This is a genomic window from Rhodocyclaceae bacterium (assembly GCA_020248265.1).
GTDB lineage: Bacteria > Pseudomonadota > Gammaproteobacteria > Burkholderiales > CAIKXV01 > CAIKXV01.
In genome coordinates this window covers 67,296-90,449 of record JADCHX010000019.1, presented here as the reverse complement: position 1 = coordinate 90,449, position 23,154 = coordinate 67,296, and the positions used below count along the sequence as shown (strand labels likewise).

Genomic DNA, 23,154 nt, shown 5'->3' with positions numbered 1-23,154 from the left:
CGGGGGCGATGTGGACGACATGCTGGCGCGCCTCGAGTACCTGAACGAGGTCGGCGCAGCCCTGTCCCGCGAGAAGGACATCGATCGCCTGCTGGAGTCGATCCTGGTGGCCGCGAAGCATATCGCCCGCGCCGATGGCGGGACGCTTTATCGCGTCGGCGACGACCGCCGGTCGCTGGCCTTCGAGATCATCCGCACCGACTCGCTGGGCATCGCGATGGGCGGCAGCACCGGGCTCAAGGTGCCGTTCGCGCCGATCCCGCTGTTCGAGGACGACGGGGCGCCCAACGTGCACAACGTCGCCGCCTGCGCGGTGAACCAGGATCGCACCGTCAATATCGAGGATGCCTACGCCGAGGCGGGCTTCGACTTCTCTGGGACGCGGCGTTTCGACAGGCAGACCGGCTACCGCTCGCGCTCGTTCCTGACCGTCCCCATGAAGAACCACGAGGACGAGATCATCGGCGTGCTGCAGTTGATCAACGCCCGGGATGCTTCGGGTGCCGTGCACCCGTTTTCCGGCACCGATCAGCGCCTGGCAGAGTCGCTGGCGTCGCAGGCTGCGGTGGTGCTGACCAACCGGCTGCTGATCTCCCATCTCGAGAATCTGTTCGAGTCGTTCATCAACCTCATCAACTCGGCCATCGACGACAAGTCGCCCTATACCGGGGGGCATTGCGCGCGGGTGCCGGTGCTGACGACGATGCTGGCCGATGCAGCGTGCGCCACCACCACCGGCCCGCTGGCCGACTTCGGCATGGACGACGCGCAGCGCTACGAACTCAAGATCGCGGGGCTGCTGCACGACTGCGGCAAGGTGACGACCCCTGTTCACGTGGTGGACAAGGCCACCAAGCTCGAGACCATCTTCGACCGGATCCACCTGATCGACACCCGGTTCGAGATCGTGCGCCGCGACCTCGAGGTCGAACTCCTGCGCGAACGCATCGCCGCGATGCAGGCGGGCGAGCGGGCCAACCTGGTCGACATGGAGGCCGAGCTGAAGCGGCGGGTGCGGGCGGTGAACGAAGACCGCGACTTCCTGCGCGGGGCGAACATCGGCAGCGAATCGATGAGTGCCGAAGACCGGGCGCGCGTGCACGAGATCGCCACCCGCTGGCCGCGGATGGACGAGGCGGGTTTCGAAACGCCTTTGCTGACAGCCGACGAGATCGCCAACCTGACCATCCCGCACGGCACGCTCACCGAGGAAGAGCGCCGGGTCATCAACCACCACATCGACGTCACGATCCAGATGCTCGAGGCGCTGCCCTGGCCCAAGCACCTGCAGAACGTGCCCGAGTTCGCTGGCGGGCACCACGAGCGGATGGATGGCAGGGGCTATCCGCGCGGGCTGTCGGGCGAGCAGATGTCGGTGCAGGCGCGCATGATGGCGATCGCCGACGTGTTCGAGGCGCTGACCGCCAAAGACCGTCCCTACAAGGCCGGAAAGACCCTGACGGAGGCATTGACCATCCTCGGCAGGATGCGGATCAACGGCCACATCGACCCCGACCTGTTCGATGTCTTCCTGCGCGAGAAAGTCTACCTGCGCTACGCCGAGCAGTTCCTCGATCCCGAGCAGATCGACGACGTCGATATGGCAGCGATCCCGGGTTTCCGCGGCTGATGCGTCGCCGCGACCGTGAATGATTCACGGTCGCGGCGGGAATTGCACACAAGCTGCCGGTTTTCGTCACTCATGGACGGCAGATGCCGGTCGCAGACTGCATACAGCGCCTGCGCGAATTTCTAAAACGCTTTCAGGGTCAATGATTTACAATGGGCAGCTGCTGCTGGCATGCACTTTGCTGTATCCTTGGCCGTGGAATGCCGAACGCTTCCGCTTACCTTCCATTTGCTGCTGGAGATGATATGAAAACGATTCAAAAAGGCTTCACCCTGATCGAACTGATGATCGTGGTTGCGATCATCGGTATTCTCGCTGCCGTTGCCATTCCGCAGTATCAGGACTACGTGAGCCGCACGCGTTGGGCGAACACGATGTCCGAGTTCTCGTCGATCCGTACCTCCGTGTCGGAGTGTATCCAGCGTAGTGCTGGCGATCCCACCATTTGTAGAACCAATATTGAGTTGGGTCTTAATGCCTTGCCGACTACCCTTGGCAACCCTCCGGCGCGGGTTGATCTTTTGAGTCTTGGTGCAACTGCGGGTACCAACGGTTTGGGCGGCACCTCGACCTGGACATTGACCGCGCAAACGGGTGCCGACGGCGCAGCCTTGACTGCAGGTTGTATCGTGACCGCGGTCGCCACCGTCACTGCGACTGCGGTGGTCTGGTCCTATACTTCGTCCGGACCAGACCTTTGCGCTCGGTCGCGCACAGGCTTTGTCCGCAGCTGATCCGGGAGAATCCCGAAGAGCCCCTGGCCTGTGCCAGGGGCTTTTTTTTGGCCCTGCCCGTATCCCCCCTTGAATCGCTCGCGCCTGTCGTCCGAACAGGCGGTTGCCTTCGGCACCGCGCTCTGTCTCCTTGTTGCCATGGCATGGCGCTGGTTCGACCTGCGCGACTGGCACGATTCACAGCGGATGCTGCAGTGTCTGCTGCTGCTGGCTGCCGGTGCGACCTGGCTGTTCGACAGCGGCCTGCGCGACCGACTGCTGGTACAGGCCGGTCGCTTCGGGCGGCGTACCGCGCTCGCATGGATGGCGGCGCTGGGCCTGGGGGTGGTCTCGGCGATCTGGAGCGGTTTCCCCCGGTTCGGGCTGCTCGAAGTGGCGCTGTTCGCTCTGTCGACGCTGCTTGTGACGAGCGTGATGGCGGCCCGGCGGTCGCCGCGCGCCTTCGATGCCATCGCGCTGGCGATGGTGGTGGCGGCCGGTACCGTGCTGGTCGTGCAGTTCATGAGCGCCTACGCGGCCGCGCTGTTCGGCGGCGCAGGCTTGGTCGTCGACAACCTGTATCGTGGCGGGTTCTCGAACCCCCGCTTCCTCGGACAGTTCCACACGATGGCACTGCCGTTGTTGCTGGCTGCCTGCGTGTATCCGGCGTTCCCGGCGCGCTGGCGTGCAATGGCATTCGCCGTACTCGTGATGAGCCTGGCGCTGGCGCTGCTCACCGCGAGCCGAGCCACCTGGTACGCCTGGCTGGCGGCCACGCTGGCGGTGCTGGTCGTGTTTCGTCCGCCCTGCCGGGCGATGCTGTCGGCCCTGGCCGCCGCGCTGTGCTGCAGCGCGGCAGTGTTCTACGCGATGTTCTATGTGCTGCCGCCGCTGCTGATCGAGGGCTGGCAGTTCGACGTGATGGAGGCCTCGTTCGGCCGCCTCGGCCAGTTTGGTCTCAGCATGCGCGACGTGCTGTGGTCGAGGGCCCTGGGATGGATCGGACAGTTTCCGATGCTCGGCATCGGCCCGATGGGCCTCGCGCTGGACGTCAACCCGGTGGCTGCGCATCCCCACAACGCACCGTTGCAGATCGCTGCCGAGTGGGGCCTGCCCGCGAGCTTGCTGATGGCCATTGCGGTACTCGGTGCCGCGTCGGGCCTGTCGATGGGGCTGCGCCGGCAGGTTACGGATACCCCGGCGGATGGTGGCGCGGAGCGGTTGGTCGGGGTCGCGCTCGCCATTGCGTTGACCGGGGCCGCCATCAACGCGCTGGTGGATGGCGTGATCGTGATGCCGTGCACGCAGCTGATGCTGGCAGGCGTCGCCGGATGGACGGCTGCCTGCCTGTTGCCGCCCGCGGCGGCGGTGCCTGCGCGCGCGCGATGGCCGGGCCGCTGCACGGCGGTGGCCATCGGCGCAGCCATGATTGCCCTGTTCCATGGCGCCGCGCCCGAGGCGCGGTCGCTCTACCTGCAGCTTGACCGGCTGCAGGCCGCAGCTGACGATCGTCCAACGTTCACCCGCTTCTGGATACAAGGCTGGCTCACCGACGCGGTGGACATCGAGCGGGTGCGATTCCTGAGACAGGTGCCGCGCTAGCGCCAGTCAGGTCGTCACCACCGTCTCTACGCTCTCGCGGGCGCCGCGGTTGTCGACCCAGGCCAGCGCGACCTTGTCGCCCGGCTTCGCGCCGCGCACCCGGATGCCGACGAACGGATCGCGCGCGATGGCCTGGCTCCACTGCGCGTCGAGCACGATGCGGCCGTTGTGCGTGATCTGCACGCGCTGGATGAAGTGGAGCGGGACGAGCTGTCCCTTCGCATCGCGCCGGTTGCCGGTCTCCATCGGATGCATCACGAGCGCGCGCACGTCGACGAAATCCTGGCGCATGCGCGCGGTGATCCGGGTGGTGGATTCAGCCATCGAAGGTCTCTGTGCGTTCCGGGCGGGGTCAGCCACAGCCGCCGATGGTGGTCTTCACGTCGCGCGTCGCGGCATGCAGCCTGCCGTCGGCGCTGACGATCACCCGGATGGTGCCCGACTCGGCGACCTTGATCAGCGTCGACACATAGGGTTCGGCGCCGTTGGCGAAATGGAAGGTGGCCGCGAGCGGGTAAGGGTTGCGGTCGGTGACGATCGACAGCGCCTGGGTGTTCGGGATGCGGCTGGTGACCTCGATGCGAGTGCGCGCGCCGTTCTCGATGACGTCCTGCATCTCGATCAGGATGTCGCGGCTCGCCACGACCGAGCCGCTGCCCAGGTGGCGTATCGCCTCGGCTGCGGTCTTCGCCTCGAACCCGGCCCTGTTCCAGTCGGCCGTCGACAGGGCCGGCTGCGCGAAGACGGGCCCGACCAGGCCGGGCGCGGCCAGCACGAAGGCGACTGAGCTGCCCTGCAGCAGCGCGCGGCGCTTCACCGCGATGCCTTGCGCCGCGCCGGCCGGGCAACCCAGTGGCCGCTGCGGCCACCGGACTTTTCCAGCAGGCCGATGTCCGACATCGTCATGCCGCGGTCGATCGCCTTGCACATGTCGTAGATGGTGAGCAGCCCGACGCTGACCGCGGTCAGGGCCTCCATCTCGACACCGGTACGGCCGACGGTTTCCGCCACCACGGTGCAGCCGATGGAGCAGTCTGCGTCGTCGAGGTCGAACTCGGCTTCGACCCGGGTCAGCGGCAGCGGATGGCACAGGGGCACCAGGTCGGCGGTGCGCTTGGCCGCCATGATGGCGGCGAGCCGGGCGATGCCGATCACGTCGCCCTTGCCGATGGACCCTGCGCGGACGCGCTCGAGCGTGGCGGGCTGCATGCGGATGCGGCCGGTGGCGCGCGCGCGGCGGGCGGTTTCGGCCTTGGCGCCGACATCGACCATGACCGCACGCCCTTCGGCATCGAAATGCGTGAGATCGGCAGCGGTCGGGGCGGATGCGGTCGGGTTCATGGGCAGGAGCGGCAACGGACCTCGGCGATGGACCGACGGATAAAGCCGGCCGATAACGCAGGGATAACCCCCGAACGGACAATGACTTTATGATAACACCATGCGTTTCCACTCCCGTCTCCCGCAGACCCAGACGCACACGTCCGGCTCACGCCGTTCGCGCGCGCTGCGCGTGCTGCGATCCTGCGCGCTGGCGGCAGCGATCTCGGTGCCGCTGGCCGGTGCCAGTGAACTGCCCGACCTGGGCGATGTATCGCGCGGCGTGCTGTCCGTGGTGCAGGAGCGGCAGATCGGCATCGAGGTGATGCGCGAGGTGCGCAACGACCGCAGCTTCCTGGATGACGCCGAACTCAACGCCTACCTGGCCAACCTCGGTTACCGGCTCGCAGCCAACAGTCCCGATGCACGTATCCCGTTCGAATTCTTCGTGATGGACGATCGCATGATCAATGCGTTCGCGCTGCCCGGCGGATTCATCGGCGTGCACACCGGCCTGATGGCCACTGCGCAGAGCGAATCCGAGCTGGCAGCGGTGATCGCGCACGAGATCGCGCATGTCACCCAGGGCCATATCGCACGGCTGGTCGCCAACCAGCAGCAGGCGCAGGTGGGTTCGATCGTCGCGATGGCGCTGGCACTGCTGGCTGCGCGGTCGAACCCGCAGCTCGCGCAGGGCGCGATCGTCGGCGCGCAGGCGGCGGTCGTGCAGAGCCAGCTCAACTTCACGCGCGACATGGAGCGCGATGCCGACCGGGTCGGACTGTCCATCCTCGAGCGCTCGGGCTTCGACGTGCGCGGAATGTCGTCCTTCTTCGAGCGGCTGCAGCGGGCGACCCGCAGCTTCGAGACCTCGGCGCCCGCCTACCTGCGTACCCACCCGATGACCACCGAGCGGATCGCCGATACGCTGAACCGGATCGATGCGCTGCCCTACCGCCAGGTTCGCGACGACCCGGAGTTCCAGTTCGTCCGCACCCGGCTGCTCGCGATGCAGGGCACGCCGCGCGAGGCCGTACAGACCTTCGACAACGGCCTGCGGCAGGGGGCCTATATCAACGAGGCGGCGCAGCGCTTCGGGCTGGTCCATGCGCTGATGCGCAACCGTGACTACGCGCGTGCGCAGAAAGAGCTGCGCGCGCTGCGGCCGATCGCGCCGCGCCTGCCGCTGATCGATGCCCTCGAGGGCGACCTGCTGGTCGCCTCGGGCAACCTGAAGGGCGCGGCCGCGTTCTACCAGGCGGCGCTGATCGAGCATCCGCGCTACCGGGCGCTGGTCTACGACTATGCCGACGTGCTGATCCGCACCGGCCAGCCGCGCGACGCGATCAGGATCGCCTCCGATGCCCAGCAGTACTACCCGTCGGACCACCGGCTGTTCTTCATCCAGGCGAGGGCCCATGCCGAACTCGGCCAGGTGCTCTCGCAGGGCCGGGCGCAGGCCGAGGCGAACGTGCTGCTCGGCAATCGCGCGCTCGCGATCGAACAGCTGCAGAATGCGCTGCGCGCCGGCGACGGCGACTTCTTCGAACTCTCCTCGGCCGAGTCGCGGCTGCGCGAACTGCGCGCCCAGCAGCCACCGCGCAAGGGCAGGAGCTGAGCGGCCAGGGCCGAGCGTCCTGTTCGCCGGGCGCCGACTGCAGCATGCATGCTTGCGCCTGCCGGCAGGTTGTTTAGAATCCGGTCATCTTCAGGCGGGGCGGGGAGAACGACAATGACTGACACGATCGAATCCGACCGTGAGCTCGACACGCGCGGCCTGAACTGTCCGCTGCCGATTCTGCGCACCAAGAAGGCGTTGAACGAGCTGATCACTGGGCAGGTCCTGAAGGTCGTCTCGACCGACCCTGGCGCCACGAAAGACTTCCAGGCGTTTTCGCGCCAGACCGGCAACGCGCTGTTGAGCGCCTCCGAGGTCGCAGGCGAATTCGTCTTCTACCTGAAGAAGAAGTAGGCGGTCGTCAGGCGCCGCGACGATCGCGCGCAGCCTGCCTGAGCGGTGGCGCCAGCAACCGTTGCTCCAGCGCCGAGAACAGCACCTGCACCAGGACCGCCAGCGCCGCCGCGGGCAGCGCGCCGGCAAGCAGCGTCGTGGCGTCGTTCAGGGCGAGGCCGGTGGCGATGCGCTCGCCATAGCCACCGGCACCGATGAAGGCGGCGATGGTGGCGGTGCCGACGTTGATCACCGCCGAGGTCTGTATGCCGGCGAGGATGGCCCCGAGCGCCAGCGGCAGTTCGATGCGCATCAGGCGCGCGGTGCGTGGCAGTCCGAGTGCGCGCGCCGAGTCGCGGAGCGGTTGCGGGATGGCGTCCAGGCCGGCGCAGGTGCTGCGCACGATCGGCAGCAGACCGTACAGGAACAGGGCCGTCAGCGCCGGCAGCATGCCGATGCGTGAATACAGCGTGATCAGGAAGGCCAGCAGGGCCAGCGACGGGATGGTCTGTACCAGGCCGACGGCCGGCAGCACCCAGCGCCGTGCCGATGCGCTGCCGGCGCACCAGATGCCGAGCGGGACGCCGACGAACATCGACAGCAGCAGCGAGGCGAACACCAGTACCAGGTGTTCACCGGTGAGGCGGATGAAGTCCTGGTCGAACACGGCGTCGTACAGGGTGCGCCCGGCGCTGCCGGGCGGCCCCCGACGCGGTGACGCATCGCCAGCCATGGCCGGTGGCGTGCCGTCGGCGCCAGGAGCCGGGCCGGCGACGAACCGGGCGGCGATCGCCGCGAACGTTTCACCGCCGACTTCCGCCCGGGCGTTCAGGCCCCGCATCGTCGCGTCGTCGAGGCGGCCCTCGAGGGCGATGAGCGCCGCGTAGGTGCGCGGCAGGCGGTGCTCCAGCCCTGCACGGTAGAGCAGCACCGCGTCGTAGCGCGGAAACCAGCTGCGGTCGTCCTGCAGCACCCGCAGGCCATGGCGTTCGATCGCGGCGTCGGTCGAGTAGACGTCGATCACGTCGAGCTGGCCGGCGGCGAGCGCGCCGAACTTCAGTCCGTGCTCGACGCCGCGGGGGGTGCCGAACGGCAGGGCGTAGCGGTTGCGCAGCCCGGGCCAGCCATCGGCGCGGCCGATGAACTCCTGGGTCAGGCCCAGGCGCAGCGCCGGGTGTGCCGCGAGGTCGGAGATACGGGCGATGCCCAGTCGGGCTGCCTGCGCCCGCTGCATCGCCAGCGCATAGGTATTGTTGAAGCCCAGCGGCCGCGACATCGCGAGCCCGCGCTGCCGCAGCGCTTCGGCCATCGCCGCCGCGTCGTCCGGATCGTCCAGGCGCAGGATCTCGCGTGCCAGCGTACCGGTGTACTCGACGTAGAGGTCGATCGCGCCCGATGCCAGTGCGGACTGGACGATGCCGGTGTTGCCCAGGCCCTGCTCGTGGCGTACCCGTGCTTCGCCGGCGGACTCGGCCGTGCGGCGCAGGATTTCGCCCAGGATGTAGGACTCCGTGAACCGCTTGCTGCCGACCACCAGCGTGCCGGCGGCCGGCCGGTCCGGCCCGGCGCCCGTGCTCCCTGGCGCGCGCGCCGTCCCCGCCTGCGCCGCAGCCGAGGCCAGCACCATCGCCACCATCGCCATGGCGAGGGTCCGGGCGAACCGGCAGTGTGGCGCCGCGCCCGACGCCGTCATCGTCCGCCACCCGGCAGCGGGCCGTGCTGTGCGCGGATGAACTGCGTGACGAACGGGTCGGCGGGATGTTCCATCAGGTCGGACAGGGCCCCCCGTTGCACCACCTGCCCGGCGCGCATCAGCAGGATGTCGTCCGCCAGCGCGGCAGCCTCATGCAGGTCGTGCGTGACCCAGAGTACCGTCTTGCCGAGTGCGTCGAACAGGTCGCGCAACTCCCGCTGCAGTTCGTCGCGGGTGATCGGGTCGAGCGCGGACAACGGTTCATCGCAGAGCAGCAGCGGCGGATCGGGCAGCAGGGCGCGCGCGATGCCGACGCGCTGGCGCTCGCCGCCGGACAGTGTGCCGGGATACTGGTCGAGCAGGCGCGGATCGATGCGCGCGAGTTCGACCACCGAGCCGAGGCGCTCGCCGATGCGCCCGCTGTCCCAGCCCAGGTGCCGGGCGAGCAGGGTGATGTTGTCGCGGGCGGTCAGGTGCGGGAACAGCCCGCCGTCCTGGATCACGTAGCCGGTACGGTGGCGCAGCGGCTCGACGGTCGCCGGGCCGAGCACGACGCCGTCGATCTCGACCGAGCCTGCGTCAGGTTCGATCAGACCGATCAGCAGCCGCAGCAGCGTCGACTTGCCGCAGCCGCTCGGGCCGAGAAGCACACTCACCCGGCCGCGCGCGAAATGCGCGGTCAGCGGGGCGAGTGCAACGCGCTCGCCGAATGACCGGCACAGGCCGCGCACATGGATCATGCGGGGCTGTCGGATCCGGCCTTGCCGGTGCCGGCCACGGCCTGCCGGGCGTGCCAGGCGTCCAGCGCCGACTGGTAGCGGTCGTACGCATCGTGGTAGAGGTCGAAGATGCATGGCGTGCAGCCACTGCCGCAGCAGTCCTCGAGCGCGGGCTCGACCGGCGGCAGGGGCAGCGGATCGGACGCTTCGCGGGCGGCGGCAGGGCGGGCTGGCACGCGGTTCATACCCGATCGTACCAAACGCCCGTGCATGGCCGTGTACCCGCCGCGCTGAAGTTTTCGTCCAGGCTGCCGTTAGAGGGGCAGGGTATCCGGCGTCCTGCAACGTCCTGCCGTCCATTGTTCCGACCTGCCGGTCCCGCCTCCCGCCCCGTTGCCGACCGGCATTTCCGAACGCATCCAGATGCTGCGCCCGATCGAAATCACGCCCGAACTGCTGGGCCAGACCCTGCCGTGGGATGTCTACGATCGCTATGGCGTGCTGTTGCTGGCGCGGGGGACCGTGCTCGACGGTGCGGTGCAGATCGGCCGCCTGAACGCCCGCAAGCTGTTCGCGCGCGCCGAAGACCTCGGTGACCTGGACGTGTCGGAGATCCTGTCGCCGTTCACGGCGCTCGGCGAGGTGGCCGCGTCGCTGCGCGCGGTGTTCGATGCCGGCGTCGGGCAGGGCGTCGTGCCGCAGGTGCTGCGCATGGCCGACTCGCTGCGGGCCGTGATCGCGACCGACCAGGACGCGTGCCTCGGCTGGATCGCGCTGGACCGCAGCGCCTCCTACTGCGTGCGTCACAGCATCGCGGTCGCCCTGATCTGCGAACTGATCGCCAACGAGCTGAGCCTGCCCGGGGCCGAGCAGCGATCAATGATCTGCGCCGCGCTGACGATGAATGCCGGCATGCACGCCCTGCAGGACCGGCTGAACAGTCGCGGCGCCCAGCTCGAACCGGAGGAGCGCGCGCAGATCGCCGCGCACCCGGAACGCAGCCATGCGTGGCTGCAGGCACGCGGAGTGGTCGATGAGGTCTGGCTGGCCGCGGTCGCCGACCATCATGAGCTGCTCGACGGTCGTGGCTACCCGCGCGGGCTGACCGGATCGATGATCGCCCTGCCTGCCCGGCTGATCGCGCTCGCGGACATCTATTGCGCGAAGACCGGGGAGCGCTTCTACCGGCCGCCCAAGCTGCCCTCGGCGGCCGCGCACGATATCCTGCGCGGACGGCGCAGCGGCGTCGATCCGATGCTCGCCGGCATCCTGTTCCGGTTCATGGGCGTGCATCCTCCGGGCACGCTGGCGCGCCTGGCCAACCGCGAGGTCGCCGTGATCACGCACAACGCCCCCGGTGGCCAGCCGGTGCTGGTCAGCGTGCTCAACCCGAAGGACGAGCCGCTGCCGCAGCCCACCGTGCGCCAGGCATCGAAGATCGCCACGTCCATCCGCAGCTTCGTGTCGTTCGATCCGGCGCTCCACCGCTTCGACCTGGAGCGGCTGTGGGGTTACGCACGCTGAGCCGTTCCGGGGACCGGGAACCCCGCGCGGGCATTCACCGACAGTCAGCGGCTGCGCGCCAGGCGCAGCCGCTGGGAGATCGGGCGCGGCGCGCCTTCACTTCAACCGCGCCAACTGGGCGCTGACCTTTTCCAGCGTCGCGGTGAATCCGGCCAGCCGCGCCTTCTCCTGTTCGAGAACCTGGGCCGGCGCGCGCGCCACGAAGTTCTCGTTGGCGAGCTTGCCGTGCGCTTTCGCGATCTCGTTCTCGAGCCGGGCGGCCTCCTTGCCGAGGCGTTCGCGCTCGGCAACGATGTCCACCTCGACCTTCAGAACCAGGCGCGTGGTCCCCACCACGGCGACCGGTGCGTCCGCGGCGCCGTCGTCCGCCGCTGCGGTACCCGTGCCCGAGCCCGCTGGCGCGTCATCGGCGACGGTGACCGTCGACAGCCGGGCAAGCGGTACCAGGTAGTGCCCGAACCGGGCGACCGTGCCGTCGTCGCCGAAGGCCACCAGCGGTACCTTCTGCGCTGGCGAGAGGTTCAGCTCCCCGCGCAACTGGCGGCAGGCATTGACCAGCGCCTTCAGGCGCTCGATCGCGGCGTCGCTGGCCGGATCGACCCGCTCCGGCTGCGGCTGCGGATACGGCTGCACCATGATGCTGGAGGTCTCGTCCGAGCGGCGCCTGCCGGCGGCCACCGACACCGTCTGCCAGAGCGCTTCGGTGATGAATGGAATCACCGGATGCGCCAGGCGCAGCGTGGCCTCGAGCACGCGCAGCAGCGTGCGCCGGGTACCGCGCTGCGCGGCCGGGTCTTCGTCCTGCAACTGCACCTTCGCCAGTTCGACGTACCAGTCGCAGTACTCGTCCCAGGCGAAGCGGTAGATCGCCTGCGCGACGTTGTCGAGCCGGTAGTCGGCGAAGCCGCGCGCCACCTCGGCTTCCACCCGCTGCAGTTCGCCGATGATCCAGCGGTCGGCATCGGACAGCACCACGGCCGCCTGTTCGTCCAGCCCGCAGTCGTGGCCATCGGTGTTCATCAGCACGAAGCGCGTGGCATTCCAGAGCTTGTTGCAGAAGTTGCGGTAGCCCTCGCAGCGCTTGAAGTCGAAGTTCACGTTGCGCCCGAGCGTCGCGTAGGCGGCCATCGTGAAGCGCAGGGCATCGGCGCCGTAGGGCGGGATGCCGGCAGGGAACTCCTTCTTCGTGCGCGCCGCGACCTTCGGCGCGGTCTCGGGACGCCGCAAGCCGGTCGTGCGCTTCTCCAGCAGCGGCTCGATCGCGATGCCGTCGATCAGATCGACCGGGTCGATCGTGTTGCCCTCGGACTTCGACATCTTCTTGCCCTCGGCATCGCGCACGATGCCGTGGATGTAGACGTCGCGGAACGGAATCCGGCCGGTGAAGTGCAGGGTCATCATCACCATGCGCGCCACCCAGAAGAAGATGATCTCGTAGCCGGTCACCAGCACCGAAGACGGCAGGTAGAGGTCGTAGGCACCCTTCTGCGCAGACGCCGCGTCGGGCTTTGCGGCCTCCGGCCAGCCGAGCGTCGAGAAGCAGACCAGCGCCGAGGAGTACCAGGTGTCGAGCACGTCGGGGTCGCGCGTGAGCGGGCCGGCGCTGCCGCGCGCGCGTGCCTGTGCCAGCGCATCGGCTTCGCTGCGTGCGACGTAGACATGGCCATCGGGACCGTACCAGGCCGGGATCTGGTGGCCCCACCAGAGCTGGCGCGAGATGCACCAGTCCTGGATGTTGTCCAGCCACTGGTTGTAGGTGCTTGTCCAGTTCTCGGGGAAGAAGCGTACCTGGCCATCGCGCACCGCATCGCGCGCGACCGCGCTGATCGACCGTCCGGGATGCAGTGTGCCTTCCGGGGCTGGCTTGCCCATCGCGACGAACCACTGGTCGGTGAGCATCGGCTCGACCACCTCGCCGGTGCGCGCGCAGCGCGGCACCATCATCTTGTGCGGCTTCTCGCCCACCAGCAGGCCGGCCTCGCGCAGATCGGCCAGCACCGCCTTGCGTGCGACGTAACGATCCATGCCGCGGTACTTCTCCGGCGCATGGTCGTTCAACTTCGCGTCCAGGGTCAGGATGCCGATCGGCGCCAGCCCGTGGCGCTCGCCGACCTGGAAGTCGTTGAAGTCGTGCGCCGGGGTGATCTTCACGCAGCCGGTGCCGAACGCCGGGTCGACATAGGCATCGGCGATCACCGGGATCTCGCGCCCGCAGAGCGGCAGCATCAGGCTGCGCCCGACCAGCGCGCGGTAACGTTCGTCGTCCGGGTGCACGGCGACGGCCACATCGCCGAGCATCGTCTCGGGGCGGGTGGTCGCAACCACCAGGCCACCGTCTGCGCTGCCGGCGATCGGGTAGCGGATTTCCCACAGGCGGCCGTCTTCCTCCTCGCTCTCCACCTCCAGGTCGGAGACCGCCGTGCCGAGCTTCGGATCCCAGTTGACGAGCCGCTTGCCGCGGTAGATCAGGCCCTGCTCGTACAGACGAACGAACGTGTCGACCACCACGGTCGACAGCGACTCGTCCATCGTGAAGTACTCGCGTTCGAAGTCCGCCGAGGCGCCGAGGCGCTTCATCTGGTTGATGATGGTGTCGCCGGAGTAGCGCTTCCAGTCCCAGACCTGCTCGATGAAAGCCTCGCGGCCCAGGGCATGGCGCGACTGTCCCTTCGCCTCCAGCTGCCGCTCGACCACGATCTGGGTGGCGATGCCGGCATGGTCGGTGCCCGGCAGCCAGAGCGTGTTGAAGCCGCGCATCCGGTGGTAGCGGGTCAGCGCGTCCATGATCGTCTGGTTGAACGCATGGCCCATGTGCAGGATGCCGGTCACGTTCGGCGGTGGCAGCTGGATCGCGAACGCCGGACGGCCTGCTTCGGTTCCGGCGGCGAAGTAGCCGCGGCGCTCCCATTCCGGGCCCCAGAACGATTCGATGCTACCCGGGTCGAAGCTCTTCGGAAGTTCCATGGATCGTGGCGCGTGCTGGCGAGTGTGGTTGGCCGACGATTATAGGGGCAGGCAGCGCCGCCCCCCGGCAGGCCTGCCGGCCAGCCCGTTCAGCGCGAGCCGGGCCCCCGCCGGCGCGCCAGCTCGGCCACCGCTTCGTCGACCGCGCGCTCGATCTCGCCCCGGACCTGGTCGCGCATCTGCGCCATGTGTTCTTCGCGCCAGGCAGCGAGTTCGTCGCGAAAGCCGCGCTCGACATCGATCAGGGTGCGCTCGAGGTCGGCCAGCGCACGCCGGTACAGCCGCTGCTCGAGGTCGGGATCGAGGAGGGATTCGACGCGCTGGCGCAGTGCCTGGCGGCTCATCGGGTCTGGCGCCGGCTGCCGCAGGCTCTTGCCCGGCAGTGCGACCGGTTCGGTCAGCGTCGGGATGTGTCCGCCGACAGGGATGGCATGCAGGCCTGCAGCCGGCGCGGGCCAGTGGACCGGTTCGTCGAGCGTCGGGATCTGTGCCCTGGCCGGCGGATCTTCGCCGCGCGAATCCGGCCCGCGCGATCGTCCGAGCAGTGCTTCGAGCTTTTCGAGCACCTCGTCCGAGTCACCGCCAGCCTGGGCAGGGTCGAGTGGTTTCTCTGCCATCGCCTGGATCAGCCTGCCACGCCGCGCGGGGCGGCAGCGCCGCTATGCGCGGGCTTCGCCAGGTCGTGCGACGCGAGCGGATACCCGCGCTCGGAGTAGAAGCGCCATCGGCCCCGTGCCCGCTGGCGGTCATCGGGGTCGAGCGAGACGATCTCGACCAGGCGCTGGAAGCGGCTGAACACCTGCGGCGTCGCATCGGTCAGGTTGAGCAGCACCTCGTCGTGCGGCAGCGGATCGAAGGCATGGTCGACGATCACCGGCGTCTGCGCAGCCAGCGGATGGTTGGCCCGTACATGCGGCAGGAAGCTGAGCTGTGCGAATGTCCACAGCAGCCGGTCGAGCCGGTCGGACTGGGCTTCGTCGGCGGTGAGGACCAGCAGGCGCATCCCCCGCTCCAGTGCCTTGGCAGCGATGGTGCAGGCGGTGCGCTCGCGCGACTCGACATTGGTGTAGAAGTCGATCCGGGTCATCGCGCACCGGCCGTGGTCGATGAGTCTGGCATGGATGGACGGTCAGGCATCGTCAACGGCGATGACCGGTCATGCTCGTGCCGCACGGGCGCGCGCCACCAGGAACTCGGTGAGCAGGGGTACCGGACGCCCGGTCGCCCCCTTGTCGCGCCCGGACTTCCAGGCGGTACCGGCGATGTCCAGGTGTGCCCAGGGAAACTTGCGCGCGAAACGCGCGAGGTAGCAGGCGGCGGTCACGCTGCCGGCCGGCCGGCCGCCAATGTTCGCGAAGTCGGCGAAGTTGCTCTTCAACTGCTCCTGGTAGTCGTCCCACAGCGGCATCTGCCAGACGCGGTCCCAGGCGGCATCGCCGGCCTGCTGTACCTCGCGCGCCAGCGTCTCGTTGTTCGCGTACAGGCCCGAGGCGACATGGCCGAGCGCGATCACGCAGGCGCCGGTCAGGGTTGCGATGTCGATCACCAGCGCCGGCTGGTGGCGTTCGCACCAGGTCATCGCGTCGCACAGCACCAGCCGCCCCTCGGCATCTGTGTTCAGGATCTCGACCGTCTGGCCGGACATCGTGGTCACGATGTCGCCGGGTCGGGTGGCATTGCCGCCGGGCATGTTCTCGGCCGCGGCCACGACGCCGATCACGTTGATCGGCAGCTTGAGCATCGCCACTGCCTTCATGGTGCCGAGGACGCTGGCACCACCGGCCATGTCGAACTTCATCTCGTCCATTTCAGCGGGCGACTTCATCGAGATGCCGCCGGTATCGAAGGTGATTCCCTTGCCGATCAGCACCACCGGTGCCGACTTGCGATCGCCGCCGTTCCATGCCAGCGAGATGAGCTTCGGGGGCTGCCGGCTGCCCCTCGCGACGGCGAGCAGGGCGCCCATGCCGAGCCGCTCCATGTCCTTCTGATCGAGTACCTCGAGCTTGAGGCGGTGCGACCTTGCCAGCGCCGCCGCCTGTGCCGCCAGATAGGTCGGATGGCAGATGTTCGGCGGCAGGTTCGCGAGGTCTCTGGCGAGGTTCATCCCCTGCGCGGTGGCGACGCCCTGGGCAAGTGCAGCCTCGGCATCGACGTTGCTTCGCGCATTGACCTTCAGCGAGAGCGAGCGGAGCGCGGGCGCGCTGCGCTCCGGCTGGCTCTTCATCTGCTCGAATCGGTAGAGCGTTTCCATCGCGACGACGACGGCCTGCGTGATCGCCCATGCCTGGCTGCGGCCGGCCACCGGCACCTCGGTCAGGCACAGCAGTGCATCGCGGGCGCCGGTCTGACGCAGCGCCGATACCGCCGCGCGCACAGCCTCTCGGTAGCCTTTCTCGCGGAATTCTCCGGCCGGACCGAGCCCGACCAGCAGTATGCGTTCGAACACCTTTCCCTCGACCCGGGGCACGAGCAGGGTGGTGCCCGCCTTGCCGTCGAAATCGCCCTGCTTGACGATGGCGGACAGCGCGCCGCGGGTCGCCTTGTCGACTGCCAGCGCAGAGGCCGACAATTCGCGCGTCTGGAACACGCCGACCACGGCGCACGCGCTCTTCAGCTTCTCGGGGCTGCCGGTCTTTATGCTAAATTCCATCTGATGTCCCTCGCTCAGGTAACCGCTCTGGCCGCTGCCATGCTGCGTCCGATTATCGGCGTGGGTTCTCTCCCAAGTCAAAACGATCGGGCGGCTGCCGGCGTCGTGCCGCCGGCACGGTGCCGTTCGCTGCGGCCACTGTCGCCGCCTTGTCCCTGGGGCCCACCGGCGGCGCGCGCGTGTTGATCTTCTACCGCGCGCAGCTCAAGGAGTTCTTCCTCACCGCCTCGGCTGTGTGCGCGGTGCTGCTGGCGATCATGGTCACCACGCAGTTCATCCGGTTGCTGGGGATGGCGGCGGGCGGCAGGTTCGCCGCAGACGGGGTGGTGGCGATCCTCGGCTTCACGGCGTTCAACTATCTGCCGATCGTCCTGTCGCTTACTCTGTTCATCACGGTTCTCAGCTGCCTGACCCGCCTGCACCGCGATTCAGAGATGGTTGTGTGGTCGGCCAGCGGCGTGTCCCCGCTGGCATGGATCGGGCCGGTGCTCGCATTCTCGCTGCCGCTGTCGGCGATCATTGCCGCGCTGAGCCTTGGCCTGTCGCCGTGGGCGAACCAGAAGAGCGACGAGTTCCGCCGCCAGCTCGAATCGCGCGACGAGTCGGCGAGCGTGGCGGCCGGCGTCTTCCGTGAGTCGCGCGGCGGCGACCGCGTGTATTTCGTCGAGTCCGTCTCGCGCGAGGACAACACGGTGGGCAACGTGTTCGTGCACTCGGTCCAGAACCAGAAAGGCGGCAGCATGGTCGCGCGCCGGGGGTTCCTCGAGACACGCGAGAACGGCGACCGCTTCCTGGTCCTCGAGCAGGGGCGCCGCTATGAGGGCGAGCCAGGGTCGGCGTCGTTCCGCACCACCGTGTTCGAGCGCTACGCGATCCGGATCGAGGCCGCCGATTCGCGCGCCGGCAATCGTCCGATCAAGGGCCTGTCCACGCTCGAACTGCTGTCGAACCCGCTGCCTGCGCACATCGCGGAATTCACATGGCGCTGCGGACTGCCGATCATGGCCGTGATCCTTGCGCTGGCGGCGATCCCGCTGTCCCATTTCAATCCGCGGATGGGCCGGTCGCTCAACTACGTGTTCGCTGTCTTGCTCTACATGCTCTACAGCAACCTGCTGTCGATCGTGCAGGCGTGGATCGCGCAGGAGCGGGTGGCACCGGCGATCGGGTTCTGGGTCGTGCATGCGCTGATGCTCGGGGTGACACTGCTGCTGTTCTCGCGCCGTGCGGTCGTCCTGTCATGGGCGCAGCTGCGCTGGCCGCGGCGCGCACCGGCCACCGGCCGGGCGAGCTGAGGCCAGCGACGATGGTGGTCATCAGCCGCTACCTGAGGCGCGAGATATACACCACGACCGCGCTGGTGGCCGGCGGGCTGCTCGGCCTGTTCGCGCTGTTCGACCTGATCGGCGAACTCGACGACATGGGCAAAGGCTCGTACAGCCTGCGCGAGATGTTCCTGTTCGTGCTGCTCAACATGCCCGGCCACTTGTACGGCATCCTGCCGGTGGCAGCCTTGATCGGCACCACCTTCGCCCTGACTCAGATGGCCCAGCAGTCCGAGTACACGGTAATCCGGGCCTCCGGCGTGTCGGCGTTGCGCATGGCGCTCGTGCTGGTGCGTGCCGGCGTGATCATCGCGCTGGTCGGCGCGCTGGTCGGCGAAGCGGTCGCCCCGGCGGCGGAACGCGCGGCCCAGGCGCTGCGCCTGCAGGCCAAGGCGGCGGTCGTTGCGCAGGAGTTCCGGTCGGGGCTGTGGGTGAAGGACGGCAACAGCTTCATCAACGTCGCGCAGGTCACGCCCGAGCTGCGGCTGTTCGGTGTCCGCGTCTACGAGTTCGATGCGGCATGGCGACTTAGCCGCGTCTGGGTCGCCGCGCAGGGCAACTACGTCGGCGACAACCGCTGGCAGATGGAGACGGTCAGCGAGACGCGCTTCCACGCAGATCGGACGGTCGTGGAGCGCGCCCTCACGCGCGAATGGACATCCGTGCTGACGCCCGGATTGCTCACCGTGCTGCTGGTCAAGCCCGATGCCATGTCGGCAGCCAGCCTCTGGGAGTACGTGCAGCACCTGCGCGGCAACCGGCAGGCAGCCAGCCGCTATGAGATCGCGCTCTGGCGCAAGGCGGCGTATCCGCTCGGCATCGTCGTGATGCTGGTACTCGCGCTGCCGTTCGCGCAGCAGGCGCGCCGGGCGAGCGCCGGACCGCGTGTGTTCGCCGCCATCATGCTGGGACTGGCCTTCTTCTTCCTCAACACGCTGGCATCCCATGCCGGATGGCTGTACGACTGGCCGCCGTTGCTGACCGCACTGCTGGCGCCGCTGGCATTCCTGTCGGTCGCGGTCGGCCTGATCGCCTTTTTCGAGAGGCGCTGAGCGCAGTCTCGACCTTGGCAGCCGGTCAGGCCTCGATGCGCACCAGCCGCGTGCCGGCCAGCCGATCGTGGAGGAACTGGCGGTCGCGATCGACGAGTGCCCAGGCGAGTCCGGCACCAGCCGCGAGGACACTCGGCCATGCGAGGAGGTAGCGGTAGAGGGCCCGCCGAAGGCGCAGCGGAGATCCCCGGGCATCGACGACCCGCAGACGCCATGTGCGCATCGGCAGCGTCTGCCCGCCACGGGTCCAGAACCAGACGAAGTAGGTGCCGAGCACGGCCAGGATCCACGCGCGGAACAGCCACAGCGCCCAGCCGCCCGACGCATCATGGCCAGTGAGGGCGTGCAGCGGCAGCAGGAAGGCCAGGCCGGACAGCAGCAGCAGCGCGACCACGATCAGTGATTCGTAGACCAGGCTGCCCAGGCGCCGCAGCAGCGTCGCCGTGGGTGCGAGCGCGGAATCCATCGGGCCCGCCTACTGCTGGGGTGCCGGGGTCGCTCCCTCGCCACCGACTTCTGCGGTGCCTGCGGGCGCGGGTTGCTTCGCTTCCTGCCAGCGACGCGCGAGATCCTGCCGCTGGTCGGGAGGGAGCCTGTTCAATTGCTGGTAGTTCCTGCGCGCGAGGTCACGTTCTTCGGTCGACAACTGTGCCCACTGCGACAGGCGGGACTGCACGCGCTCGCGCTGCTCCGAGGTCATCGTGGCCTGCCGCTGCGCAATGCCGATCAGCTTGCGGCGTGTCTGGACGCTGAGTGAATCCCAGCTCTCTTCGATCGGTGCAAGAAATGCTTTCTGCGCCTGCGGCAGTTGCGCCCACGCAGGTGCGCGTGCCGAGGTCGCACTGGCGGCATGCGCCGCGCCGACGGCCCAAGCCGTGCCGCCGAGCGGCAAGGCCCCGAAGGAAAACATCACCGCGACCAGCGCGGACGTGCCCAGCGCGGCGCGAGGACGGCGGGCGGACCGGCCCACCAGGCTCCGTGAAGTCTGGTGGGCCGCGTCGCCCCCTACTGCTGCGGTTCGACCGGGCGCTTCAGCCATGTATCGAACCCATTGTCGATGTAGGCCGTCACCGGCAGGTCATCCGCGAGGATGGCGAGGTCGAGGTCTGCCGCGGCATCGGCTTCGGCATCCGAGCCGAACTCGGTCAGCGTCGCCCCGGAGATCGCCAGCGTGAGCATCCCGAGCGCGAGCCACAGCCGCGGACCGGTGAACCAGTGCCGCAGGCCGCCGGTACCGGTCGCCGACCCGGCACTGGCCACCGCCAGCGCGCGCACATGGCGCGGCGCGCCGGCGATGCCGAGCGCTGACTTGCGTGCCACCTGCAGCCGGGTGAGCACGTCCTGCTCGACGCGAGAAAGCCCCTCGTCGAGCAACGCTGCGACCTGACTGCCGAATTGCGCGTCGTTCACAGGGAAATTCCTTTGGCTTTCAACAGCTCGGCGAGCGCGTGGGTGGCTCGCGAGCAATGTGTCTTCACACTGCCTTCCGAACAACCCATGGCTTCTGCGGTTTCGGAGACATCGAGTTCTTCCCAATAACGAAGCAGGAACGCTTCGCGTTGACGTGCGGGTAACCGCGACAATGCTTCCTCAATCGTTTCAAGGGTTTGGATGCGTTGCAGGCGGTCGGACGGATTGATTCCCTGGCCATTCGGATCGGCCGCCGCCTGCAATGTTTCGAGCGGATCGACATCATCGTCGTCCTTGTTGACCGAGAACGACGAGAAAAGCGTAGTCCATGTGTTGCGTACCTTGGTACGCCGATACCAGTCGCGGATCGTGTTCTGGAGGATCCGCTGGAACAGCATGGGCAATTCTTCAACCGGCCTGTCAGCATACTTCTCGGCAAGCTTCATCATCGAATCCTGGACGATGTCCAGCCCGGCCTCTGGATCGCGCACCGCATAGGTCGCCTGCTTGAAGGCGCGCCGCTCGACGTCGGTCAGGAAACTCGACAGTTCACTTTCTGAAGCCAGGATCGTTCTCGGTCACGGGGGTGCGCAGCGGGGAGTCCGCCCGGTACGGCGCTTGCGTACGACTGTCCGGGGCGCGCAATGGTACCAAAGCCTCCGCTGCGTCCACCCGCCGCGCTGCACATCCCCCCTGCCGTGCGCGCGGCAGGGGGGTTGCTTGACCCCATGACCCCTTGCCGGTAGCCTCTCTGGTTCGGTTTCGAATCGTCAGGATGGGGTCCGGGTGTCCACGCGGGCGCGGCACCCCGGTGCCACCCGGATGGCAGCCCCCGCAAGAAGTACCCACGGTACCCAGAGGTAAAGCAATGGACAGGATCGCTGCGAACGTGATGGAACTCTCCGGCGCGGAGATCGTCATCCGCTGCCTGCAGGAAGAGCAGGTCGAGTTCGTGTTCGGCTACCCGGGCGGGGCCGTGCTGTATATCTACGACGAGATCTGCAAGCAGGACAAGGTCAAGCACATTCTCGTGCGCCACGAGCAGGCTGCCGTGCACGCCGCAGATGGCTACGCACGCTCGACCACCCGGCCCGGCGTCGCGCTGGTCACCTCCGGGCCAGGCGTGACCAACGCCGTGACCGGCATCGCGACCGCGTACATGGATTCGATCCCGATGGTGATCATCAGCGGCCAGGTGCCGACCCATGCGATCGGGCAGGACGCGTTCCAGGAAGTCGATACCGTCGGCATCACGCGGCCCTGCGTGAAGCACAACTTCCTGGTGAAAGACGTGCGCGACATCGCGACGACGATCCGCAAGGCCTTCCAGATCGCGACCACCGGCCGGCCCGGCCCGGTGCTGGTCGACATCCCGAAGGACATCACTGTCGAAAAGGCGGTGTTCAGCTACCCGCAGAACGTACCGATGCGCTCCTACAGCCCGGTGACGCGCGGGCACTCCGGCCAGATCAAGAAGGCGATGCAGCTTCTGATGGAAGCCAAGCGCCCGATGATCTACAGCGGCGGCGGCGTCGTGCTCGGCGAGGCGGCTGCCGACCTCACGAAGCTCGTGCGCACCCTCGGCTTCCCGTGCACCAATACGCTGATGGGGCTGGGCGGCTTCCCCGCCACCGACCGGCAGTTCGTCGGCATGCTCGGCATGCACGGAACCTATGAAGCGAACATGGCAATGCAGCACTGCGACGTGCTGCTTGCGGTGGGCGCGCGCTTCGACGACCGGGTGATCGGCAACCCGAAGCACTTCCACGAGGAAGACCGGAAGATCATCCACATCGATATCGATCCGTCGTCGATCTCGAAGCGGGTCAAGGTCGACGTCCCGATCGTCGGCAACGTCAAGGACGTGCTGGCGGACATGCTGGCGCAGGTTGCCTCGTCCCAGGAACGCCCAGATGCGCCCGCGCTCGCGGCATGGTGGAAGCAGATCGACGAATGGCGCGGCCGCGACTGCCTGAAGTACGACCGCACGAGCGCGATCATCAAGCCGCAGTCCGTGGTCGAAACGCTCTACAAGGTCACCGAGGGCAACGCGTACGTCACTTCCGACGTCGGCCAGCACCAGATGTGGGCCGCGCAGTTCTACAAGTTCGACCAGCCGCGGCGCTGGATCAATTCCGGTGGCCTGGGCACGATGGGTTTCGGACTGCCTTCAGCCATGGGCGTGCAGCTGGCGCACCGCGATGCGCAGGTGGCCTGCGTGACCGGCGAGGCCAGCATCCAGATGTGCATCCAGGAGTTGTCCACCTGTACCCAGTACCGGCTGCCGATCAAGGTGGTGATGCTGAACAATCGCTACATGGGCATGGTCCGGCAGTGGCAGGAGTTCTTCCATGGCAACCGGCATGCCGAGTCGTACATGGACGCACTGCCCGATTTCGTGAAGCTCGCGGAATCGTACGGGCACGTGGGCATGCGCATCGAGAAGCCGGCAGACGTGGAAGGCGCGATGCGCGAGGCGTTCGCCATGAAGAACCGGCTGGTGTTCATGGACTTCATCACCGACCAGACCGAAAACGTGTTTCCGATGGTGCCCGGCGGCAAGGGCCTGTCGGAGATGATCCTGGTCTGATCCCGTCC

23 protein-coding genes are annotated in these 23,154 nt (G+C 68.0%); 9 read left to right on the top strand and 14 right to left on the bottom strand.

From position 1 onward, the window contains the following. Positions 1-19: 19 nt before the first annotated feature. The 3 genes from ING98_16505 (at position 20) to ING98_16495 (ending at position 3,945) form a co-directional block, all read left to right on the top strand. Positions 20-1,630, top strand: a complete 1,611-nt coding sequence (locus tag ING98_16505) for a GAF domain-containing protein (protein MCA3103469.1) — start codon at positions 20-22, stop codon at positions 1,628-1,630. Positions 1,631-1,875: 245 nt separating this feature from the next. Continuing rightward, positions 1,876-2,364, top strand: coding sequence for a pilin (locus tag ING98_16500; protein ID MCA3103468.1), 489 nt, complete (start codon positions 1,876-1,878; stop codon positions 2,362-2,364). Positions 2,365-2,433: 69 nt separating this feature from the next. Continuing rightward, positions 2,434-3,945, top strand: coding sequence for an O-antigen ligase family protein (locus ING98_16495; protein ID MCA3103467.1), 1,512 nt, complete (start codon positions 2,434-2,436; stop codon positions 3,943-3,945). A gap of 6 nt (positions 3,946-3,951) precedes the next feature. On the opposite strand, the gene soxZ is transcribed toward ING98_16495, so the two are convergent. From soxZ to moaC, 3 genes are read right to left on the bottom strand one after another with little or no spacing between them, the layout of a single operon-like run. Next, on the bottom strand, positions 3,952-4,269 hold the full coding sequence (soxZ, locus tag ING98_16490) for a thiosulfate oxidation carrier complex protein SoxZ (protein ID MCA3103466.1): 318 nt from the start codon (positions 4,267-4,269) through the stop codon (positions 3,952-3,954). A gap of 28 nt (positions 4,270-4,297) precedes the next feature. Continuing rightward, entirely contained in the window at positions 4,298-4,762 is a 465-nt protein-coding gene (locus ING98_16485; GenBank protein ID MCA3103465.1) for a thiosulfate oxidation carrier protein SoxY, read from the bottom strand. Then, the gene (moaC, locus tag ING98_16480; GenBank protein ID MCA3103464.1) at positions 4,759-5,286 is read right to left on the bottom strand and encodes a cyclic pyranopterin monophosphate synthase MoaC; all 528 of its coding nucleotides are present in this window, start codon (positions 5,284-5,286) and stop codon (positions 4,759-4,761) included. Before moaC ends, ING98_16485 begins: the two co-directional genes overlap by 4 nt. 100 nt (positions 5,287-5,386) lie before the next feature. Here moaC and ING98_16475 point away from each other — a divergent pair, with 100 nt between their 5' ends. Next, positions 5,387-6,883 (top strand): M48 family metallopeptidase, encoded by a 1,497-nt coding sequence (locus ING98_16475; GenBank protein ID MCA3103463.1) that lies wholly within the window; start codon positions 5,387-5,389, stop codon positions 6,881-6,883. Positions 6,884-7,009: 126 nt separating this feature from the next. Then, a complete protein-coding gene (locus ING98_16470) occupies positions 7,010-7,237 on the top strand; it encodes a sulfurtransferase TusA family protein (GenBank protein MCA3103462.1) in 228 nt (75 codons plus the stop codon). Positions 7,238-7,244: 7 nt separating this feature from the next. Here the strand turns inward: ING98_16470 and ING98_16465 are convergent, their stop codons facing one another. The 3 genes from ING98_16465 to ING98_16455 are packed head-to-tail and all read right to left on the bottom strand — an operon-like array spanning position 7,245 to position 9,873. Further along, a complete protein-coding gene (locus ING98_16465; GenBank protein ID MCA3103461.1) occupies positions 7,245-8,852 on the bottom strand; it encodes an ABC transporter permease subunit in 1,608 nt (535 codons plus the stop codon). Positions 8,853-8,905: 53 nt separating this feature from the next. Further along, entirely contained in the window at positions 8,906-9,649 is a 744-nt protein-coding gene (locus ING98_16460) for an ATP-binding cassette domain-containing protein (GenBank protein MCA3103460.1), read from the bottom strand. After that, positions 9,646-9,873, bottom strand: a complete 228-nt coding sequence (locus ING98_16455; protein ID MCA3103459.1) for an oxidoreductase — start codon at positions 9,871-9,873, stop codon at positions 9,646-9,648. Before ING98_16455 ends, ING98_16460 begins: the two co-directional genes overlap by 4 nt. A 178-nt stretch (positions 9,874-10,051) precedes the next feature. On the opposite strand from ING98_16455, the gene ING98_16450 reads away from it, so the two are divergent. Further along, on the top strand, positions 10,052-11,152 hold the full coding sequence (locus tag ING98_16450) for a hypothetical protein (protein MCA3103458.1): 1,101 nt from the start codon (positions 10,052-10,054) through the stop codon (positions 11,150-11,152). 96 nt (positions 11,153-11,248) lie between these two features. Here ING98_16450 and ING98_16445 read toward each other — a convergent pair whose 3' ends face one another. The 4 genes from ING98_16445 to ING98_16430 form a co-directional block, all read right to left on the bottom strand. Continuing rightward, positions 11,249-14,116, bottom strand: a complete 2,868-nt coding sequence (locus ING98_16445; protein ID MCA3103457.1) for a valine--tRNA ligase — start codon at positions 14,114-14,116, stop codon at positions 11,249-11,251. A gap of 89 nt (positions 14,117-14,205) precedes the next feature. Then, positions 14,206-14,733: a hypothetical protein gene (locus ING98_16440; protein MCA3103456.1), complete on the bottom strand. Its 528-nt coding sequence runs from the start codon at positions 14,731-14,733 to the stop codon at positions 14,206-14,208. A gap of 8 nt (positions 14,734-14,741) precedes the next feature. Next, a complete protein-coding gene (locus tag ING98_16435; protein ID MCA3103455.1) occupies positions 14,742-15,203 on the bottom strand; it encodes a DNA polymerase III subunit chi in 462 nt (153 codons plus the stop codon). A 69-nt stretch (positions 15,204-15,272) separates the two neighbouring features. Beyond that, entirely contained in the window at positions 15,273-16,769 is a 1,497-nt protein-coding gene (locus tag ING98_16430; GenBank protein ID MCA3103454.1) for a leucyl aminopeptidase, read from the bottom strand. Positions 16,770-16,951: 182 nt separating this feature from the next. Between ING98_16430 and lptF the strand changes: the two genes are divergently transcribed. Together lptF and lptG are read left to right on the top strand one after the other, a co-directional pair. Next, on the top strand, positions 16,952-18,064 hold the full coding sequence (gene lptF / locus ING98_16425) for an LPS export ABC transporter permease LptF (protein MCA3103453.1): 1,113 nt from the start codon (positions 16,952-16,954) through the stop codon (positions 18,062-18,064). Between the two features lie 11 nt (positions 18,065-18,075). Further along, positions 18,076-19,146, top strand: a complete 1,071-nt coding sequence (gene lptG / locus ING98_16420) for an LPS export ABC transporter permease LptG (GenBank protein ID MCA3103452.1) — start codon at positions 18,076-18,078, stop codon at positions 19,144-19,146. Between the two features lie 25 nt (positions 19,147-19,171). Here lptG and ING98_16415 read toward each other — a convergent pair whose 3' ends face one another. Genes ING98_16415 through ING98_16400 form a run of 4 tightly spaced genes read right to left on the bottom strand, consistent with a single transcriptional unit; the run spans position 19,172 to position 21,122 of the window. Beyond that, positions 19,172-19,612, bottom strand: coding sequence for an RDD family protein (locus ING98_16415; GenBank protein ID MCA3103451.1), 441 nt, complete (start codon positions 19,610-19,612; stop codon positions 19,172-19,174). A gap of 9 nt (positions 19,613-19,621) precedes the next feature. Next, complete coding sequence (locus ING98_16410; GenBank protein ID MCA3103450.1) at positions 19,622-20,116, bottom strand: DUF3106 domain-containing protein; 495 nt, start codon at positions 20,114-20,116, stop codon at positions 19,622-19,624. A 35-nt stretch (positions 20,117-20,151) separates the two neighbouring features. Beyond that, complete coding sequence (locus ING98_16405; GenBank protein ID MCA3103449.1) at positions 20,152-20,556, bottom strand: DUF3619 family protein; 405 nt, start codon at positions 20,554-20,556, stop codon at positions 20,152-20,154. Then, positions 20,553-21,122 (bottom strand): RNA polymerase sigma factor, encoded by a 570-nt coding sequence (locus ING98_16400; protein MCA3103448.1) that lies wholly within the window; start codon positions 21,120-21,122, stop codon positions 20,553-20,555. Before ING98_16400 ends, ING98_16405 begins: the two co-directional genes overlap by 4 nt. A gap of 326 nt (positions 21,123-21,448) precedes the next feature. Here ING98_16400 and ING98_16395 point away from each other — a divergent pair, with 326 nt between their 5' ends. Then, positions 21,449-23,146 carry an acetolactate synthase 3 catalytic subunit gene (locus tag ING98_16395; protein MCA3103447.1) on the top strand — a complete coding sequence of 566 codons (1,698 nt, stop codon included), beginning with the start codon at positions 21,449-21,451 and terminating at the stop codon, positions 23,144-23,146. The last annotated feature ends 8 nt before the right edge of the window (positions 23,147-23,154 follow it).

Excerpts from the sequence above, each read along its gene's own strand:
- lptG (MCA3103452.1), top strand. The coding sequence starts at position 18,076 with ATGGTGGTCATCAGCCGCTACCTGAGGCGCGAGATATACACCACGACC.
- soxZ (MCA3103466.1), bottom strand. The coding sequence starts at position 4,269 with ATGGCTGAATCCACCACCCGGATCACCGCGCGCATGCGCCAGGATTTC.
- ING98_16455 (MCA3103459.1), bottom strand. The coding sequence starts at position 9,873 with ATGAACCGCGTGCCAGCCCGCCCTGCCGCCGCCCGCGAAGCGTCCGAT.
- moaC (MCA3103464.1), bottom strand. The coding sequence starts at position 5,286 with ATGAACCCGACCGCATCCGCCCCGACCGCTGCCGATCTCACGCATTTC.
- ING98_16445 (MCA3103457.1), bottom strand. The coding sequence starts at position 14,116 with ATGGAACTTCCGAAGAGCTTCGACCCGGGTAGCATCGAATCGTTCTGG.
- ING98_16450 (MCA3103458.1), top strand. The coding sequence starts at position 10,052 with ATGCTGCGCCCGATCGAAATCACGCCCGAACTGCTGGGCCAGACCCTG.
- ING98_16475 (MCA3103463.1), top strand. The coding sequence starts at position 5,387 with ATGCGTTTCCACTCCCGTCTCCCGCAGACCCAGACGCACACGTCCGGC.
- ING98_16500 (MCA3103468.1), top strand. The coding sequence starts at position 1,876 with ATGAAAACGATTCAAAAAGGCTTCACCCTGATCGAACTGATGATCGTG.
- ING98_16465 (MCA3103461.1), bottom strand. The coding sequence starts at position 8,852 with ATGGTGGCGATGGTGCTGGCCTCGGCTGCGGCGCAGGCGGGGACGGCG.
- ING98_16395 (MCA3103447.1), top strand. The coding sequence starts at position 21,449 with ATGGAACTCTCCGGCGCGGAGATCGTCATCCGCTGCCTGCAGGAAGAG.
- ING98_16435 (MCA3103455.1), bottom strand. The coding sequence starts at position 15,203 with ATGACCCGGATCGACTTCTACACCAATGTCGAGTCGCGCGAGCGCACC.
- ING98_16505 (MCA3103469.1), top strand. The coding sequence starts at position 20 with ATGCTGGCGCGCCTCGAGTACCTGAACGAGGTCGGCGCAGCCCTGTCC.
- ING98_16415 (MCA3103451.1), bottom strand. The coding sequence starts at position 19,612 with ATGGATTCCGCGCTCGCACCCACGGCGACGCTGCTGCGGCGCCTGGGC.
- ING98_16440 (MCA3103456.1), bottom strand. The coding sequence starts at position 14,733 with ATGGCAGAGAAACCACTCGACCCTGCCCAGGCTGGCGGTGACTCGGAC.
- ING98_16430 (MCA3103454.1), bottom strand. The coding sequence starts at position 16,769 with ATGGAATTTAGCATAAAGACCGGCAGCCCCGAGAAGCTGAAGAGCGCG.
- ING98_16460 (MCA3103460.1), bottom strand. The coding sequence starts at position 9,649 with ATGATCCATGTGCGCGGCCTGTGCCGGTCATTCGGCGAGCGCGTTGCA.